This is a genomic window from Legionella longbeachae (assembly GCF_004283175.1).
Lineage (GTDB): Bacteria > Pseudomonadota > Gammaproteobacteria > Legionellales > Legionellaceae > Legionella > Legionella longbeachae.
On sequence record NZ_RXNW01000024.1, the window covers coordinates 19,607 to 35,267 of the forward strand.

The window sequence follows — 15,661 nt, forward strand, 5'->3', positions numbered from 1 at the left end:
TCTGTTGGTGCTATCATTTATAACAGCTTTAAGAGCTTTATATTTTGTACAAACTCGAATGACAACTCGTCTAACCACGTAAAGATCTATTATTTACCGTTAGCTCTGCCCTCGCATTTGACAGATCTTCCTCTAAAGAGGCGTATATATCAAAAGATTGCATTATGTTTAAAAGGCGTTCATTGACCTGCAAAAAGTTGACAAGTGCCCCAGCTACAGTCTCATCTTGGGGGTAAGAGATGAGACGGTTCAAAGAACCTTCAAGGATATTATTTTTCTCCAAAATTTCAGCTTCAACCCTATCTATCACATCTGCTGAATCTGCTTGCCTAAGGCGCTCTTTAAATTTTTCTTCTTGACTCATAAGAGTTTCTGACAGTATCTCAAGTTCTTTTAAGCTCTTAATAAAGCTTCGAGCTTCACTTTTTTGAGCCTCATTTAAGTTCTTCAAGAACTCTTCAAGAGCATCTGATTCAGCTTTATCTAAAGCGCTTTTTTTTGAGGAGCCGCTAGTAGATTTTGAGAGTTGTCCTACATATTTAGAACCGTACATTAAAGCTAACCTAGCCTCTTGCTCCTTCCCTGGCATCAAGGTTGATAAAAATTGATGCGCTTCTTTTCCTTGAGTAATTAATTCTTTGGCCACATTATCGAATTCTGTTTTTGTTTTTGCTGAGCAGAGTTCTTTTTGCAACACATCCAGTTTATTACAAAAAGATTTTGCTACTTCTTCGGCAGTATTGAAATCTTGGAGTATGCGATTAGCCATAGTCCTCTTGTCCTCGAACGATCTGGTACTCATGTTTATTTCCTCACTAAATTTGCGCTTATTTAATTGAATTAGTTGATAAACGTCCATGAACAATACTTTCTTTTTTCAAGAAAAAAAGTACCTTTATACTTATCAAGAGAAACAGTAAAACACTCGCTTGAAAAAGCTCATTATTACCACCACCAAAATAACTTGGCCTAAGAAAAAACATTATTGTAAACATTAATCTAAAAAGAGCAACTCTTAACCGAGAATCGCTCTTTTAAAACTATCTTTGTGCTGTAAGTGAAAATGATGTTGCAAGTGACTTTTCACTCACGTCTTCATTCTCTTCACTCTCGATATAACTACGCCCTAATATCTGGCAAAAATTTTTCTTATCATCAACCGATAAATAAGAAACGACAGCTTCTAGCGGATTATAATCTTCATCATTTTCAGTGGCAGATACTTCAGAGGGATAGTTATTGTCAATTTCCCACTCATCAACTATTGCCATGTATATAGAATTTAAAAGCATTTTAGCCTGATTAATTTTGTCTTGTAATTTTTTCTCTTCCCTACTTCTGGGTAATGAGAATAGAGAAAGAGCAAATCCTTGCCATCCTGATATTTTTGTCTCTTTTTTAGGCTCCAAAATAGCAAATGCTTTATAACAAGCAACGATTTTATCAAGTAAATTATCTTTATATTCCTGATATTGAGTAGGTAAAAAAGCATTTCTTAATGACCATTCCAAGCGCTGCAACTTACTTACAGTGTTCTTGACTTCTCCTACATACTCCTTATCTATAGATAATAAATCTATTGTATCCGCTGACAAGGCTTCAATATGTTGTGGAGGAACGCTCCAATACAATTTAACATCTTCGTCGTGTCTGTCGCGATAGAATACTTCTTTGCCAGAACTTCGAATATGAGTACGCAATTTACCAGAACTATGTAAAAGAATAGGCTCTAAACCACTTATAAATCGAGGCAAGGAAGAAGCTTTGAATGGGGCAAGTTGTTCTTCTGTTAATATCCCATCCAATAGATTAAGTGCTTCACTTTTACAAGTATGAGATTTTTCAAGGCTTGGTCCCAAAAGGCCAAATGACACATGTAAATCAAATGGCTTTAAACGAGAAGGACGTCCCTCCATTTTTGCTTTGTATTTTTCTATCTCAAAAATATGTTTGGATACTGGTTCTTCTTTATAAAATCTTACTTTTCGCGCTGGATCCGATGGAGTTTCAGAACCTACAATTTCTTTAATGGCAGCTTCTTGATCAGCTACTGCTTTAGTGCATCTTCTTTGGATTTCATTAAATTGTTCCTCAGTAAGTTCAAAAGTATATCCATGCAACCCATGACCAAGATCCATAAATCGAACCTCTTCATGGGTGAGTATTCCATGATTACCTTGAAAATCAACATCCAATGCAAATTTGGTTTTTAGTTTACCCCACCAGCTCTTTCTATCCGTTGTACTTGTTACACCATAAAATCCCCAGGTCTCCGCGACTTCAAGCAACTGTTTGCTTTCATTCAATTTAGATAGAAAAAAAGAACCATGCCAAAAGGGATTACCTTCTACAGTATGATCAAATACGCAAAAAGTTACCGTATACTTCATCTCAACACCCCTGTTATGTGAATTTAGATACCTGATTTTAAACCAGATACAGCAAAAGATATTTTGAGTAAATATTATCAAAGATGCAAGAATTTATTTCATGCTTTGTAGTCACTATATAGAGATTTATTTAAAATGAAACACAATTATGCAGCAATTTCTCTAGCGTCACCCATAAAGTTATGGAAATGGTACAAGTAAAGTGAGATAAAAACCTGAAAAAAAAGTTCATGGCTGAACATGAATGTGTTTACCAATAATGGATGGATTTTTAGTGGTTGTATGATAAACCAATAACTGTTTTCAGCTTCTAGCAAAAAGTGATATTTCTACAACACTTGGAATATGATTATAATATGTTATTACCTCCAAACATGAGAGCAATAATAAGTGGAAAGTAAGACAGCGCGTTTTACCGTACTAATGGATCCGCGAAAAAAAAAGGCGTTTGAAAAGCTATGTGCTTCCCAAGATTTGACGCCATCTCAAGTTGTCAGACAATTGATTCGAGAGTACCTTGAGAAGCACGAAGTCCGCTACCTTGAAGAAGATGTAGACACATCTGATAACATCCAGGAAGGAAATTAACGGTTTACCCCATTATCCTGCTCTACTGATGATCAATAATTCTTCTTAATCTGTCCGCACCTTTTGAGCAAAATCGCTTACGGCAATTTTCTGAAAAGACGAGGCGTCACCTAATTCATGCATGCTTTCTTTTAAAAATAATAAGGCTTCATCAAAAGTATGAAAATTATTTTTTTCCCCAATCAAATCGATAATTCCAGATTTTTGCAATTTGCCCCTAACCCTATTGTTAGCACCAGACAACATGACATTGACGCCACGCTTATGTAAATCTTTAATAACCTCCTCTAAAGTTTGTAGGCCGGTTATATCGATAAATGGAACCCATTTAAGCCGAATAATTAGGTGTTGCGGATCAGTATGTGTTCCGGCTAAAGCCCTTTCAAAATTTTCGACCGCCCCAAAAAAGAAAGGACCTTCAACAGCGAATACCAGTACTCCAGGTGGTAATGTGATAAACCCTTTATGTGCAAACTCCTGTACTAACTCCTGTTCCGTGGCCTGACGAACTTCAACGCTAGTCGCCATTCTTCGAAGAAACTGTAGTGTTGCTAGAATGACACCAATATTAACTGCAACCACCAGATCGGCAAAAACGGTCAATAAAAATGTAATCAACAAAATTACAACATCGGCCCTGGGAGCTCGTTGTAGCATTTTAATAAAATGCTTCGCTTCACTCATATTCCAAGCAACCACAAAAAGTATGGCCGCCAATGTGGCCAATGGAATATTGACCGCCAAAGGAGCCAATATCAATAAAATAATAATTAAAGTAATTGAATGAACAATACCCGCAATTGGGCTTGTCCCGCCGTTACGAATATTAGTTGCTGTTCGTGCAATTGCCCCTGTTGCGGCAAACCCTCCAAACAAAGGCGCAACAATGTTTGCCAACCCCTGACCGACCAGCTCTTGATTTGAATCATGTCGAGTACCTGCCATACCATCAGCAACCACAGCGGATAAGAGCGACTCTATGGCACCAAGCATCGCAATTGTAAATGCAGGGCCAATCAACTCAATGATTTTGTCCCATGTGACTGAAGGGATCGCAAATGCAGGTATCCCCTGAGGAATTCCGCCAAAAGCAGAACCAATTGTTTTGATTCCCTGGAATTGAAATATTATTTGAATTAAAGTCGTCACTACCAGTGCCACCAAAGGCCCGGGAACACGCTTTAGTATCGGCACTTTGGGACTGTAGATAACTAAAATAATTGCAAGAATGGATAGCAAAGTAGTTGCTAAGTGGAACTGGGGAAGTACTTGAATTAAATGAATCAATTTGGTATGAAAATGCTCTCCAGTAACAGCTGGAAGTCCAAAAAAATCACCCCATTGACCCACCCAGATAATAATACCAATTCCTGCAGTAAAACCGACGATTACGGGATCGGGGATAAATTTAATAATGGCCCCCATCTTAGCCAGACCAAGTAATAACAACATGACTCCCGCCATCATACTTGCGATTTGTAGGCCTTCAATGCCGTATTTTGCTGTAATACCAGATAAAATAACGATAAAGGCACCCGTTGGTCCTGCAATTTGAAGTCGGCTGCCCCCAAAAATTGAAACAAGCAATCCAGCCACAATCGCGGTATAGAGCCCTTGTTCTGGTTTAGTTCCCGATGCAATTGCAAACGCCATAGCAAGAGGTAAGGCAACAACACCTACAATAACTCCAGCAATAATATTGTTGAGCCAGTGTTTCGGCTGGAGGAGCCCTGCTTTATTTGCCTCTAGAATTGCTAACATAGTTATTTCCTCACCGCTACATATTATAATGTTATTATAATGTTATTATCATATATCAACAACAAGTAAGCTTGGTGGTATAACCATAGATACAAGGCTTTTGCCTCCAGTACCTAGAGATTATTAATGGATGTCCATTCCCGTATTAGGGAAAACAGATAATCCACAAAGAACGAGATAACCTGAATTGAAGTTTCATGAATCAAAAATGAAGTTGTGCCGTCGTTTCTGATTCCTCATAACTGATTGCAGAAAACGATCTATTGGCTGATGCCATAATCCGCATTTTATGAATTTCAACATTAAGCCAAAATTTGATACACCAAAGAACACTATCCTTATAATAATCAGCTCCGTCAATTTTTTCTTTGGTCAAATGCCCTGGTTCTATCAGTGAAGAAAAAAAGGTAACACCAAAATGTGTTTTATGCTTGCAAACATAATCATACATTTCATTAAGTAGTCCTATATTTGATGTATTGCAATTATCAAAATGTTCTTCTGCTAGCTGCCATGCTTTTGCTGTTCTGCTTGCTGGTTGCTTTTCGCAGTGATTTTTTATTTCGATTTCCCATTCTTTTGCTGACATATTCTCTTTTTTATCTAAAAAATTTGTTTTAAAAAAAGGGATATTATCTTGAGCTCGATACATCGTTGTATAAATAGCCTTGAAAATACGAATTTGATATTCCAAATCCCTAGTCTTATCAATGCCCATTATCATTTTCCTTCATGAGAGACTATTTAAAACCAATTTTTTTATTAATAACGGATATTTTGAGTCTTTGTTGTAGGGGTTGCAAAAATCAACTTGTTGTTGCGATTTATAATCTTGGCGCAAGCGAATGGAACTCGAATTATGCCCCCTAATCAATTCTTCGAGTTCCGCTATGCTACATTCTGACTACTTGCTGCTACAAAATAAGGGGCTAACCATAAATACTCATTAATCGTGCTTGATTTAATTGATCAAAAGCGCGTTTTGCCGGTGTAAAGTTAGGATATTGTGTTACTAAACGCTGTAAAATCATACGTGATAAAACTTCATCGCCTTGATTCCACTCATTAAGTGCTTCAAGGTACATTAAATCAGCGGTTTGCCCTTCAGCTACAGGTGCATTGTTCATCAACACCGGCTCAATAAAACTAACCCGTGCTTGAGTTTGCGCCTCTAATCGCTGTAAAACTTGCCGTGCTTGTAAATTACCATTATCACTTGCTTGCTGTAATAACTCTTTGCCTTTGGAAACTGAGCGCTCGCCTGCTGTACCTTCTAAGTAATAAGTTCCTAATTGATATTGGGCATACGCATTTTGACGTAGGGCTAATTTTTGATAAAAACTGGCTGCCATTTTAGGATCTTTTTCAACACCCAAACCATAATGATACATTCTAGCCAAAGCCAACATGGCCTTTTCATTACCTTTATCTGCTGATTGCTGGTAATATTTGAGTGCGTCATTAAAATCAAGCTTGGTAATAACTCCAGTTTCAGATAATAGACCCAATTGATAAAGTGCATTCGCATTTCCTGCTTCTGCTGCTTTTTTATACCATGCTAAAGCTTGCTGTGTATCCCGAGCCTGCCCTAGTCCATAAAAATAGATGGTTCCCAATTGATTCATTGCTTCATGAACTCCTTGATTTGCTGCCTCAGCAAAAAAGTCCCTGGCCTTTTGGTAATCCACTGGTATACCTTTTCCATATAAATACATTAAACCAAGATCATATGTGCCTAAAGCGTCGCCTTTTACAGCAGCTTTTTCATATTCTTTTAATGCCTTAGGATAATTATCATCAATAGTTTCATGCATAAAACCTAATGCGACTAAAGCCTCGGGTAATGCCGTAGCTGCTTTTTGGTACCACTCTTGTGCCAAATTATAATCGGGTTCACCATTGATACCCAGTTGATATAATTGGGCTAACAGGTATTGAGCTAGAGGGTTTCCTTGTTCTGCTGAAGCGGTATACCAACGTTGAGCTTCAGTCAAATCAGGCTCCGAGCCTAAACCCTTCTGCAACATATAGGCTAATTTCAATTGAGCGTACTGATCTCCTTTTTCAGCAAGACCGGCGTAAATTTGTTTCGCTTCCTGCATTTTTTGAGGATCAGAATTGTCTATTAAATAATAATCAGCTAAAACAATCCCGGCATGACTATTTCCTAGCTGATAGGCTTGGATCAAATTAGGTAAAAACTCGCCCCCCATTTGTTTTTGTAATACAGCCATATTGAAATCAGCATAAGAAAATTTATCATGAACCGATTGTTGTAACTGTTCCATTCCTTTTGCTGTATCCTGAGCAATGCCTTTGCCTTCAGCTACATAAGTACCCAAAATAAAATCGCTTACGGTATTTTTTCCTGATTGTTGATACCAAGTAATTGCTTGTCCAGGATCAGCGGTTACCCCGATACCTCGATCATAAAGTAAACCTAACAAGAGTGCAGCGTCGTCACTACCTGCCAACGCTTGTTCCTTAGCAATCTGGAAAGCTTGAGCTTGCCTTTGTTTGTCCTCATCCATTGCATTATAAAAGGCAAGTGGTAATAAAGCCTGGGAAACTCCGCGGTCTGCAGCTCCTTGATAAAGCTGGCGTATCATTGCTATTTTATGCTTCCTAACATTGACACTTAACGCATTATCATTTTGCCGTGCCAACTTATCTGCCAATTCATATTCCGCTGGACCGTAATTATTGGCAGCAGCCAGATATAACATGGACGTTGCCTGTTCTTGATTAGGCTCGATATATATTGTTCCATCCTGGCCTGTTATTCCCTGACTCAGAATTCTCGCGAGAACATATTGAGACTTTTTATTTCCCTTAAATGCAGCATCTGTTAGATCATTTAAAGCAAGCTGATAATCATTTTTATCTTTAGCATGTTGCAAATAGAGCATGCCTAAATTGTACTCGGCGCCTAAGTGTTGTTGTTGTGCCGCGTTTTGATAAAAAATAATTGCGGAAGCATCACTTTGAGCGACGCCAATACCGTATTGAAACATTTGCCCTATTTCAAACTGTGCTTGAGCATCACCTAATATTGCCCTGGAGTATAAGCTGGTAAAAATAGACATATAATTCAGTTGTGCTTGCCAACCATTCGTCCATAAATCAAGGATACTCGCTTGTGAGTTATCATCATAATCATAATAATTTGCATCAATATAAGGTACAGGTAGATTCGTTTGATAAAAAACAGGACTATGCTCCCTTATTGCCGCAGCTAACTGCTTGTTTAAAGGATAAAAAGGATAAGTCCATTGATTAGATTGAAAATCAGGATTTTTACGAAGTAGTACATCATAAAAACTGGTTATGGGTACATCATTAGGCTGAATTAATTCAAATTGAGGTTTAAATAAAGATTGACGTATCACATTCTTTAATTTCGGTGCTTGATTATAAGCAAAATCACCTAATACAGATGGATTTTGCCAAGCACTTAATATTCCTTGCATTTGGAAATCAGTCTGCTCCAATTTATCTGTAACACCATTACTCAACCATAGTGCGGCTTGTGCCAATGCAGCTTCTTGATTTTTTGAACTCTCATCTTGATTGGCTTGGTCCAACCATTGTTTTGCTATATTAGAATCTGCCTCAACTCCTATTCCTTTTTGGTACATTTCGGCCAACTCACGCTTTGCTTGAGGTAGGCCATCTTGAGCCGCTTTTAAAGTCCACATGAAAGCAGTTTTAGGATCATAAAGTGGGCTTTTGGGTTGTAAATAAATATGGGCCAAATCCAAGTATGCTTGATCATTCTGCTGCTTACTTGCTTTATTAAACCACTCGAGGGCTTGTTCCTTTTGATTATGTTCTAATGCCAGTTCTCCCAAAGCAACCATTGCGGGTGCAAAACCTTGAGATACGGCTCGATTTAATAATTCAATCCCTTTATTTTCATCTTTATCGACTAATTTTCCTTCGATATAAAGATTGCCTAACTCAGTAAGAGCCTGGGGATTGTTATTGGCAACTGACTTATTCAACCAAATAAGACCTAATTTGCGATTTGATGCATTTCGACTGTCTATAAAATTCCTTGCTAACGTAAATTGTGCAATTGAATTGCCATTTTTTGCTGCATTAATATAATAACGGGTTGCTATATCTATATTTTTCTTGACTCCAACTCCATACATATAAGCCGCAGCAGTAAACATTTGGGCATCAACATCACCAGCATCTGCCGCTTTTTTAAACCATCCCAAAGCCTGTTCTGTATTTTTATCATGTAATAAAGAGTACTTGGCCATGAGTAAGATAGCAGGCAAATATCCTTTTTGCGCCGATTGGGTAAAATAACGTATGGCAAGCTGATTGTTTTTTAGTTGACCATATCCATACAAGTAAATTCGACCTAAATAATAATCAGCAACAGCATTTTTTCCTGATTGACTCATCAAAGGTTCAATCGCATTATTATAGTTGCCTAATCGATAAGCACTGAAATCATCAGCAAAAGCTTGTTGGCCGGCTGATGCAACAATCAAACATACCCAAGGTACTAGCGATTTCATGAAAATTCTCCCTCTTAACACGGCAAATTAACCTGAATTTTTTTTATGATTCAGATTTATACCCCAGGTATTATGCCATAATGCACTACCCCATTAACTGCCTCATTTCTGGTAGCGCCATCTACGATCCAATAATTACCTTTATTATTTAGACCAAATTTGACATTAACATACTCACACACTTTAATCGTGTCAGCACAATCTAAAATTTTTCCATAGGAAGTTTTACCATCTCCTAAAGTACAAATAAATTTGACTAAAGGTTCCCCAGTTGCTAAAACTGCCCATTGGTTACCGCCAATAGAGTGATTCACGCGTGTTGAATATTCACTGTCCTCATCACGCATTTGATATAAACTCACAGTCTGTGGCAATTTGTTAAAGAAGAAATATAAAGATTGCAACGCCCCTTCTTTTCCGGGATAAAGGCTCAATATTTTTAAACTTTCCTTATAACCAACTGGCCTGCAGCCTATTGGAAATCGAGTTTCCTCTTTTGCGGATTTTACTTGTGCACCATCCTCTTTATTTTTTTTGGATTTAGTAGCCGCATCAAGTTGAGTTGATAACAGCCCTAAGAAAATAATCAATGAAATCGAAGTGAATTTTTTTATTGTATTCATCATTTTTCTCACTCACTATCACTTATTGGACGGACGATTATTGTTGTACCCATGAAATTATTACGTTCACTGGATAATTCAACAAAATTTTGATTTAACCATTTAGCATCAGCAGTAAACATTCTCACGCAACCATGGCTTGCTCTGACTCCTGGTATGTCTTCAGAACCATGTAATGCAAAGCCTTTATGAAAGAACATGCAAAAAGGCATCTTGGCTCCACCTTTACCGATTGGAAACACATCAGATGTACATTTCTCATTTTCTTTACTAAAGACACGATAAATACCTGTTAAAGTACGGCAAGAACGATTCGCATCAGGACATCTGTCTCTTCCAGATGATATAGGACCCCATTTCAACAAGTTACCTTCAGCATCATAAGCGGCATAAGCTAATTTATCTTGATCTACAACAATTAGCTTTTGGTGCTCATTGGGTATCTTGAGCGGGAAAGGAGAAACATCAAAAACAGTAAGATACGCAAGGTTTTTTGGTACTGCAATAACCTTACCAGCCCATAGAGGGTTATAAGTACGATTAACCCTTTGTACAATATCACGCTGGGCAGGATCAGGAAATAAAGTTTCCCAACTTTGTCCTGACTCTACTTTAATACAGTCATATTGAGGATAACCACATAATCCTGTGCCATAAAAATTAGCGGCATTTACTACAGCACCCATGAGCATCATTAATGCAATGGAAAGTATTTTATACATATGCCCCCCTCACCTTACTTTTTATTTTTTTTACCTGCAAGATCTGTGCTTAAATACAATTTTGTTCTAATTATTATTCGAGCATATCTAACCTAAGTGTAGTACGAATACTAGAAATTTTGCTAGGGTTATAAATAATATTCTCATCCTCTATTCGTTAAGACTGGAATTGATAATCACAAATAAACCTTTGTGATCAAAGGCAGATCATATTGATCTTGCCTTATTACATTAACATGTTTTCGCCATGAAAAAATTGAAAAATACGCTTTGCCAAATGCTCATTAATACCCTGCACTTTAGCAATTTCTTCTAATGGAGCTTTAGCAAGTTCACGAATACCTCCAAAACGATGTAATAATGCTTGTCTGCGTTTCCTACCCACTCCTTCTATATCTTCAAGAACGGAATCCATCTGTTTTTTCTGTCTTTTTTTGCGATGAGCAGTAATCGCAAAACGATGGGCTTCATCACGGATATGTTGCAACAAATGCAATGCCCTAGAATCATCAGGCAAGCTCAATTCCAGGGAGTCATGCACTAAAATTAACTTTTCCCATCCCGCTTTTCGTGATGGCCCTTTTGCGATACCCAGTAAAATTACAGAAGATATGTTTAAAGATAAAAGTGCTTTTTGAGCAACAGCTACTTGCCCCTTACCTCCATCAATAATGAGTACATCAGGTAAAGATTGAGTTTCTACTAAACGTTTAAAACGACGAGTAATTGCCTGCTCCATAGCAGCATAATCATCACCTGGTGTGATGCCATCAATATTAAAACGCCTATATAGATTAGGGCAAGGTCCTTCTTGTTCAAATACAACACAAGATGCCACCGTCGCCTCTCCAAGTGTATGACTTATATCAAAACATTCCATTCGTTCAATTGGTTCTTTAAGCCCTAAAAACTTCTCTAACTCTTGAAACCGAGATCTCATTGTAGAATGTTTCGTGATATATTCAGCCACAGATACACGTAAATTATTCAATGCAAAATCCATCCACCGTAATTTAACGCCACGGGGATTGACTTGAAGCTTACATGATTTACCGCGTTGCTGCGATAAAGCTTCTTGCAGTGTCTTTTGATTATCAACAGGGTGATTTGTAATAATTAACGCTGGAATTTTCTCCGAAGCATCTAAGTAATAAAAACCAATGAAAGCACTGAAAATTTGCTGCCATAGAGTTTCCATGCTGAGTTCCTCATCTAATCCATATTGTGGCAAAGATGGAAAATAACTACGACTGGATAGTATTTGACCATCTCGAATGGTCACACACTGCACACAAGCGAACCCCGGATTCACTTCAATAGCAATGGCGTCCGCATCCCCTTGTAATTGTAAAATTCCTTGTTGCTCTTGCACTAATCGTAAGCACTTAATCTGATCTCGCAAAAGAGCCGCTTCTTCAAAATTCAACTCGCTGACTGCTTTATCCATTCGCTTTGCCAATTCATCGAGAATTAATTGGCACTTGCCTTGTAAAAAACGCATGGCATCTTGTACTGAACGCTTATAATCCTCTGGAGAAATGTAATTAACACAGGGGGCGGTACAACGCTTAATTTGATACTGCAAACAAGGCCGTGAGCGCGCATTAAAATAACTGTCACGACAATTACGAATTTTAAATACTTTTTGAATGGTTACTATAGTTTCTTTTACTGTTCCACTACTAGGATAAGGACCAAAGAAATCTCCAGAAACTGGTTTTTTTTTCGAACGATAACTCTCTATTCGAGGGAATTGAGGATGATTAGAAAGATGGATATAAGGATAAGATTTATCATCGCGTAATAAAACATTGTATTTAGGTTTTAATGTTTTAATTAGATTACTTTCTAAAAGTAATGCCTCTGTCTCACTTCGAGTAACTGAAATTTCAATAGAGGCAATTTGAGTTACTAAAGAGCGTGTTTTAATCCCTGTTTTTTGCTTGTTAAAATAACTCGTGACCCTTTTTTTCAAATTAGCAGCTTTGCCCACATACAGCACAGCACCAGATTCATCCAACATACGATAGATGCCCGGTTCATTAGGAAGTTTAGCAAGGAATAATGCCAATTCTTTAGAAATATTCATAGTGATAATAATAGCAGCATTTTTATGGAGCACAGATTATAGCTTGGGCGATAAAAAGAATTATCCACGTTTTTGACATGAAAAACTGAAGACTTACAACAGTAAGCTCTTGGCGTAGCAACTTGCTATTCTTCTGACGTCAAACCAGTAGGATTTTCTATGATTCCATGTTTCAAAGCTAAGTAGGTCAGCTCAACATCATTTTTTATACCTAATTTCTCAAACGTACGATAACGATATCCATTGATTGTTTTAGTACTCAAGAAAAGCCTATCGCTGATTTCCTGAACATTCATGCCACTGGTAATCATCAACATTACCTGCATTTCTCGTTCAGATAATATATTAAAAGGTGAGCCTTGAGCTTCTTCCAAACTGTTGATTGCCATTTTTTGAGCAATTTCAGCACTAAGGTATTTTTCCCCTTTAGCTACCTTACGTATCGCAGCGGCCATTTCTTCAGCACCCGATTCTTTAGTGAGATATCCCATAGCCCCTAATTGCAAAACACGGGTGGGCAATACATCAGAACACATTGCAGTTACCGCTATGACTTTAACATGTGGATTTGATTTTTTTAGACGACGGGTTACTTCCCAGCCATCTATCCCAGGCATTTTCATATCTAAAAGAACTACGTCAGGGGAATATTGCTTTACTAATACTAAAGCTTGTTCACCACTTTCTGCATCAGCAACAACTTCAACATCTGACATATCTTCGAGTAATCGTCGAATACCCATTCGAACCAATGCATGGTCATCAACAATTAATACTTTAATCAAATAATGCTCCTTGACTTGAAACAGCCAATGAACAAACTAGGTAGCTCGATGTTAACAAGACTGGCTGTTCTTTACAATATTTACTTCACACCATTATATTAGGATATATTAACACGCTCTGATATGAATATTAGGATTATCCGGATCCACTGCGAATAAAGGTGGAAACTCACCTAACTCTCGAGTTCGTGCTAAAAGACCCTTTATATTAGACAAAACAAAATCGTACAAAGTTTGATAATCATTAATGACAAAATAAATTGGTTGGAGCATATCGATACGGTAAGGCATACGAAATGCAGGTATTGGTTCAAAAATCACTCTAAGAGGAATATCACTTTCTACGCTGTAAACTATTTCACTAATTGATGAAAGTATACCACCACCATAAGCCCTTAATCCTTTTTGGGTTTTAATTAAACCAAATTCAACGGTGAACCAAAACATCCGTTGCAATAAGGCCCAATCGGATTCAGGAAAAGTTAAAACTTTACGCGCATAATCATAAACAAATTCAGCATAAACTTTATCTGTCAACATAGGGCAATGACCAAAAACTTCATGAAATACATCAGGCTCCTTTACATAGTCCAACTCTTCTTCACTACGTATAAAAGTAGCTACTGGAAAATGTTTTGTGGCTAATAATTCAAAAAATTCCCGGGCAGAAATTAAGGCAGCTACAGCAGATACTTGCCAACCTGTCTCAGCTTTAAGGCATCGACTTAAAGCTGGAATCTGTGGTATGGCATCAGAATTAATACCTAAAGTTTTTAATCCGCTTATAAACTCATCACAAGCTCTTCCAGGTAATAATTTCACTTGCCGTTCAAATAAAGTTTTCCAAATCCTGTTTTCTTCTGCAGAATAATTGACAAACCCTTGCGCGTCAGGAATATGCGCTACATAACGGCTTGAAAACCCCATAATTTCTCCTTCACTTACGCAATAAATCTTAAAAAAATGTTCAATAAGAGTAGTGCTTATTATAAAAAAAATCATCTTTTTTTGTTATTAGGTAATATAAGGATAAATGTCAATAGATATTAGTGATTTTTCAATTTTTCTATGAAATTTTTGCACCCATCTAAAATAATAAAACAAGAACCTTAGGCAATAAAAAACTTATACAAGTCATTACTAATGAGTGATTTAAGTCAGCGTTATTTTAAAAATTTATAACGCTCACTTTCACAGTTATAGAAAAGTTACAATGCAGGCGAAAGAGCAGGGCTTTCGATGTCAAGAGTTAAATCAACAGAACCATTAAATTGGGTATAACTATTATGGACTCTAAATGCCTCCAAACATAAATCATTGAAAGTTACTCGCGCGTTATGTAAATAAGCAATTTCTGCTTTTTCAACCTCGGAACGCGTAATGAGATATTCGTTAGTCGCATTTCTCATGGTTGCAAGAAAAGGATAAAAATTAAAATCTGATATATTGCGCTCAGCCTCACCTTGAGATTTCTTATAATCCATAATAGTTGCAAGAGCCATCTTTATCTTCTCTAAATCTTCATAGGTACAATTGACATGTTTTATCGCTGTGATAAAGCACATAGTTCCAGTAGAACCATCCTTATTGTCCCAGGAGTCAGTATGAACACAGAAATTATTTGACCATCCTTCTGGAGCATCAATCGCGTCGATTAATGATTTGATAACCTTTTGGGCTAGATATATCTGTGGGGTTTCAGAGAACATGTTCTCATAAAACATTTTATATTTTATAGCACTCATGATTGATTCATGGAGCGATTTATTTGGATCAGATAGCTTACCGCCAATTGTAGTATTGACTTGCTCTGGAAATAACGCTCCATCAGAGGTCAATTTGTCTTTTAGGGCTGGATTATTTCTTAAGCCCCCAAGCCCATGTATTTGATGGTCTGGAGTATGAAACAGCAGAATTACACCACATCCATCGGGTTTGTATTTGGGAACTGAAGGATTTAGAGCCGTAGTTGCATTCAACTCATTTGCTGTTACTTCTAGAAGATTATCTACACTTACTGTCGTAAGTATATCACTACCACGTATAGCCAACGTATAATAAATTGATTATAATCAATTATTTATGACCTACTCATTAGATTTTCGGCAAAAAGTATTAAAAATAAGATCCGAAGAAGGGCTAAGTATAGAACAAGTTGCACTACGATT

12 protein-coding genes are annotated in these 15,661 nt (G+C 37.2%); 1 reads left to right on the top strand and 11 read right to left on the bottom strand.

Going from position 1 to position 15,661, the window contains the following annotated elements; genetic code table 11:
• Window positions 1-70: 70 nt before the first annotated feature.
• Window positions 71-769, bottom strand: coding sequence for a hypothetical protein (locus EKG34_RS17630; protein WP_003635471.1), 699 nt, complete (start codon window positions 767-769; stop codon window positions 71-73).
• 271 nt (window positions 770-1,040) lie between these two features.
• Entirely contained in the window at window positions 1,041-2,390 is a 1,350-nt protein-coding gene (locus tag EKG34_RS17635) for a hypothetical protein (protein WP_003635467.1), read from the bottom strand.
• A gap of 390 nt (window positions 2,391-2,780) precedes the next feature.
• Between EKG34_RS17635 and EKG34_RS17640 the strand changes: the two genes are divergently transcribed.
• Window positions 2,781-2,978: a ribbon-helix-helix protein, CopG family gene (locus tag EKG34_RS17640; protein WP_012979344.1), complete on the top strand. Its 198-nt coding sequence runs from the start codon at window positions 2,781-2,783 to the stop codon at window positions 2,976-2,978.
• A 45-nt stretch (window positions 2,979-3,023) separates the two neighbouring features.
• Here the strand turns inward: EKG34_RS17640 and EKG34_RS17645 are convergent, their stop codons facing one another.
• The 9 genes from EKG34_RS17645 to EKG34_RS17685 form a co-directional block, all read right to left on the bottom strand.
• Window positions 3,024-4,739: a SulP family inorganic anion transporter gene (locus EKG34_RS17645; RefSeq protein WP_003635462.1), complete on the bottom strand. Its 1,716-nt coding sequence runs from the start codon at window positions 4,737-4,739 to the stop codon at window positions 3,024-3,026.
• A 202-nt stretch (window positions 4,740-4,941) separates the two neighbouring features.
• Entirely contained in the window at window positions 4,942-5,457 is a 516-nt protein-coding gene (locus EKG34_RS17650) for a hypothetical protein (RefSeq protein ID WP_003635461.1), read from the bottom strand.
• A 211-nt stretch (window positions 5,458-5,668) separates the two neighbouring features.
• Complete coding sequence (locus EKG34_RS17655; RefSeq protein ID WP_003635457.1) at window positions 5,669-9,274, bottom strand: SEL1-like repeat protein; 3,606 nt, start codon at window positions 9,272-9,274, stop codon at window positions 5,669-5,671.
• A 56-nt stretch (window positions 9,275-9,330) separates the two neighbouring features.
• Window positions 9,331-9,897, bottom strand: a complete 567-nt coding sequence (locus EKG34_RS17660; RefSeq protein WP_172622928.1) for an endopeptidase IV — start codon at window positions 9,895-9,897, stop codon at window positions 9,331-9,333.
• Between the two features lie 8 nt (window positions 9,898-9,905).
• On the bottom strand, window positions 9,906-10,619 hold the full coding sequence (locus EKG34_RS17665; protein WP_003635452.1) for a L,D-transpeptidase: 714 nt from the start codon (window positions 10,617-10,619) through the stop codon (window positions 9,906-9,908).
• 226 nt (window positions 10,620-10,845) lie between these two features.
• A complete protein-coding gene (uvrC, locus tag EKG34_RS17670; protein WP_012979345.1) occupies window positions 10,846-12,708 on the bottom strand; it encodes an excinuclease ABC subunit UvrC in 1,863 nt (620 codons plus the stop codon).
• 125 nt (window positions 12,709-12,833) lie between these two features.
• The gene (letA, locus tag EKG34_RS17675) at window positions 12,834-13,493 is read right to left on the bottom strand and encodes a two-component system response regulator LetA (protein ID WP_003635449.1); all 660 of its coding nucleotides are present in this window, start codon (window positions 13,491-13,493) and stop codon (window positions 12,834-12,836) included.
• A 108-nt stretch (window positions 13,494-13,601) separates the two neighbouring features.
• Window positions 13,602-14,420 carry a phenylalanine 4-monooxygenase gene (gene phhA / locus EKG34_RS17680; RefSeq protein WP_003635447.1) on the bottom strand — a complete coding sequence of 273 codons (819 nt, stop codon included), beginning with the start codon at window positions 14,418-14,420 and terminating at the stop codon, window positions 13,602-13,604.
• A gap of 281 nt (window positions 14,421-14,701) precedes the next feature.
• The gene (locus EKG34_RS17685) at window positions 14,702-15,544 is read right to left on the bottom strand and encodes a hypothetical protein (protein ID WP_012979346.1); all 843 of its coding nucleotides are present in this window, start codon (window positions 15,542-15,544) and stop codon (window positions 14,702-14,704) included.
• Between the last annotated feature and the right edge of the window lie 117 nt (window positions 15,545-15,661).

What these genes read in the sequence shown, in the direction of transcription:
- EKG34_RS17630 (WP_003635471.1), bottom strand. Translation starts at nt 769, where the DNA reads ATGGCTAATCGCATACTCCAAGATTTCAATACTGCCGAAGAAGTAGCA.
- EKG34_RS17635 (WP_003635467.1), bottom strand. Translation starts at nt 2,390, where the DNA reads ATGAAGTATACGGTAACTTTTTGCGTATTTGATCATACTGTAGAAGGT.
- EKG34_RS17645 (WP_003635462.1), bottom strand. Translation starts at nt 4,739, where the DNA reads ATGTTAGCAATTCTAGAGGCAAATAAAGCAGGGCTCCTCCAGCCGAAA.
- EKG34_RS17650 (WP_003635461.1), bottom strand. Translation starts at nt 5,457, where the DNA reads ATGGGCATTGATAAGACTAGGGATTTGGAATATCAAATTCGTATTTTC.
- EKG34_RS17655 (WP_003635457.1), bottom strand. Translation starts at nt 9,274, where the DNA reads ATGAAATCGCTAGTACCTTGGGTATGTTTGATTGTTGCATCAGCCGGC.
- EKG34_RS17660 (WP_172622928.1), bottom strand. Translation starts at nt 9,897, where the DNA reads ATGAATACAATAAAAAAATTCACTTCGATTTCATTGATTATTTTCTTA.
- EKG34_RS17665 (WP_003635452.1), bottom strand. Translation starts at nt 10,619, where the DNA reads ATGTATAAAATACTTTCCATTGCATTAATGATGCTCATGGGTGCTGTA.
- uvrC (WP_012979345.1), bottom strand. Translation starts at nt 12,708, where the DNA reads ATGAATATTTCTAAAGAATTGGCATTATTCCTTGCTAAACTTCCTAAT.
- phhA (WP_003635447.1), bottom strand. Translation starts at nt 14,420, where the DNA reads ATGGGGTTTTCAAGCCGTTATGTAGCGCATATTCCTGACGCGCAAGGG.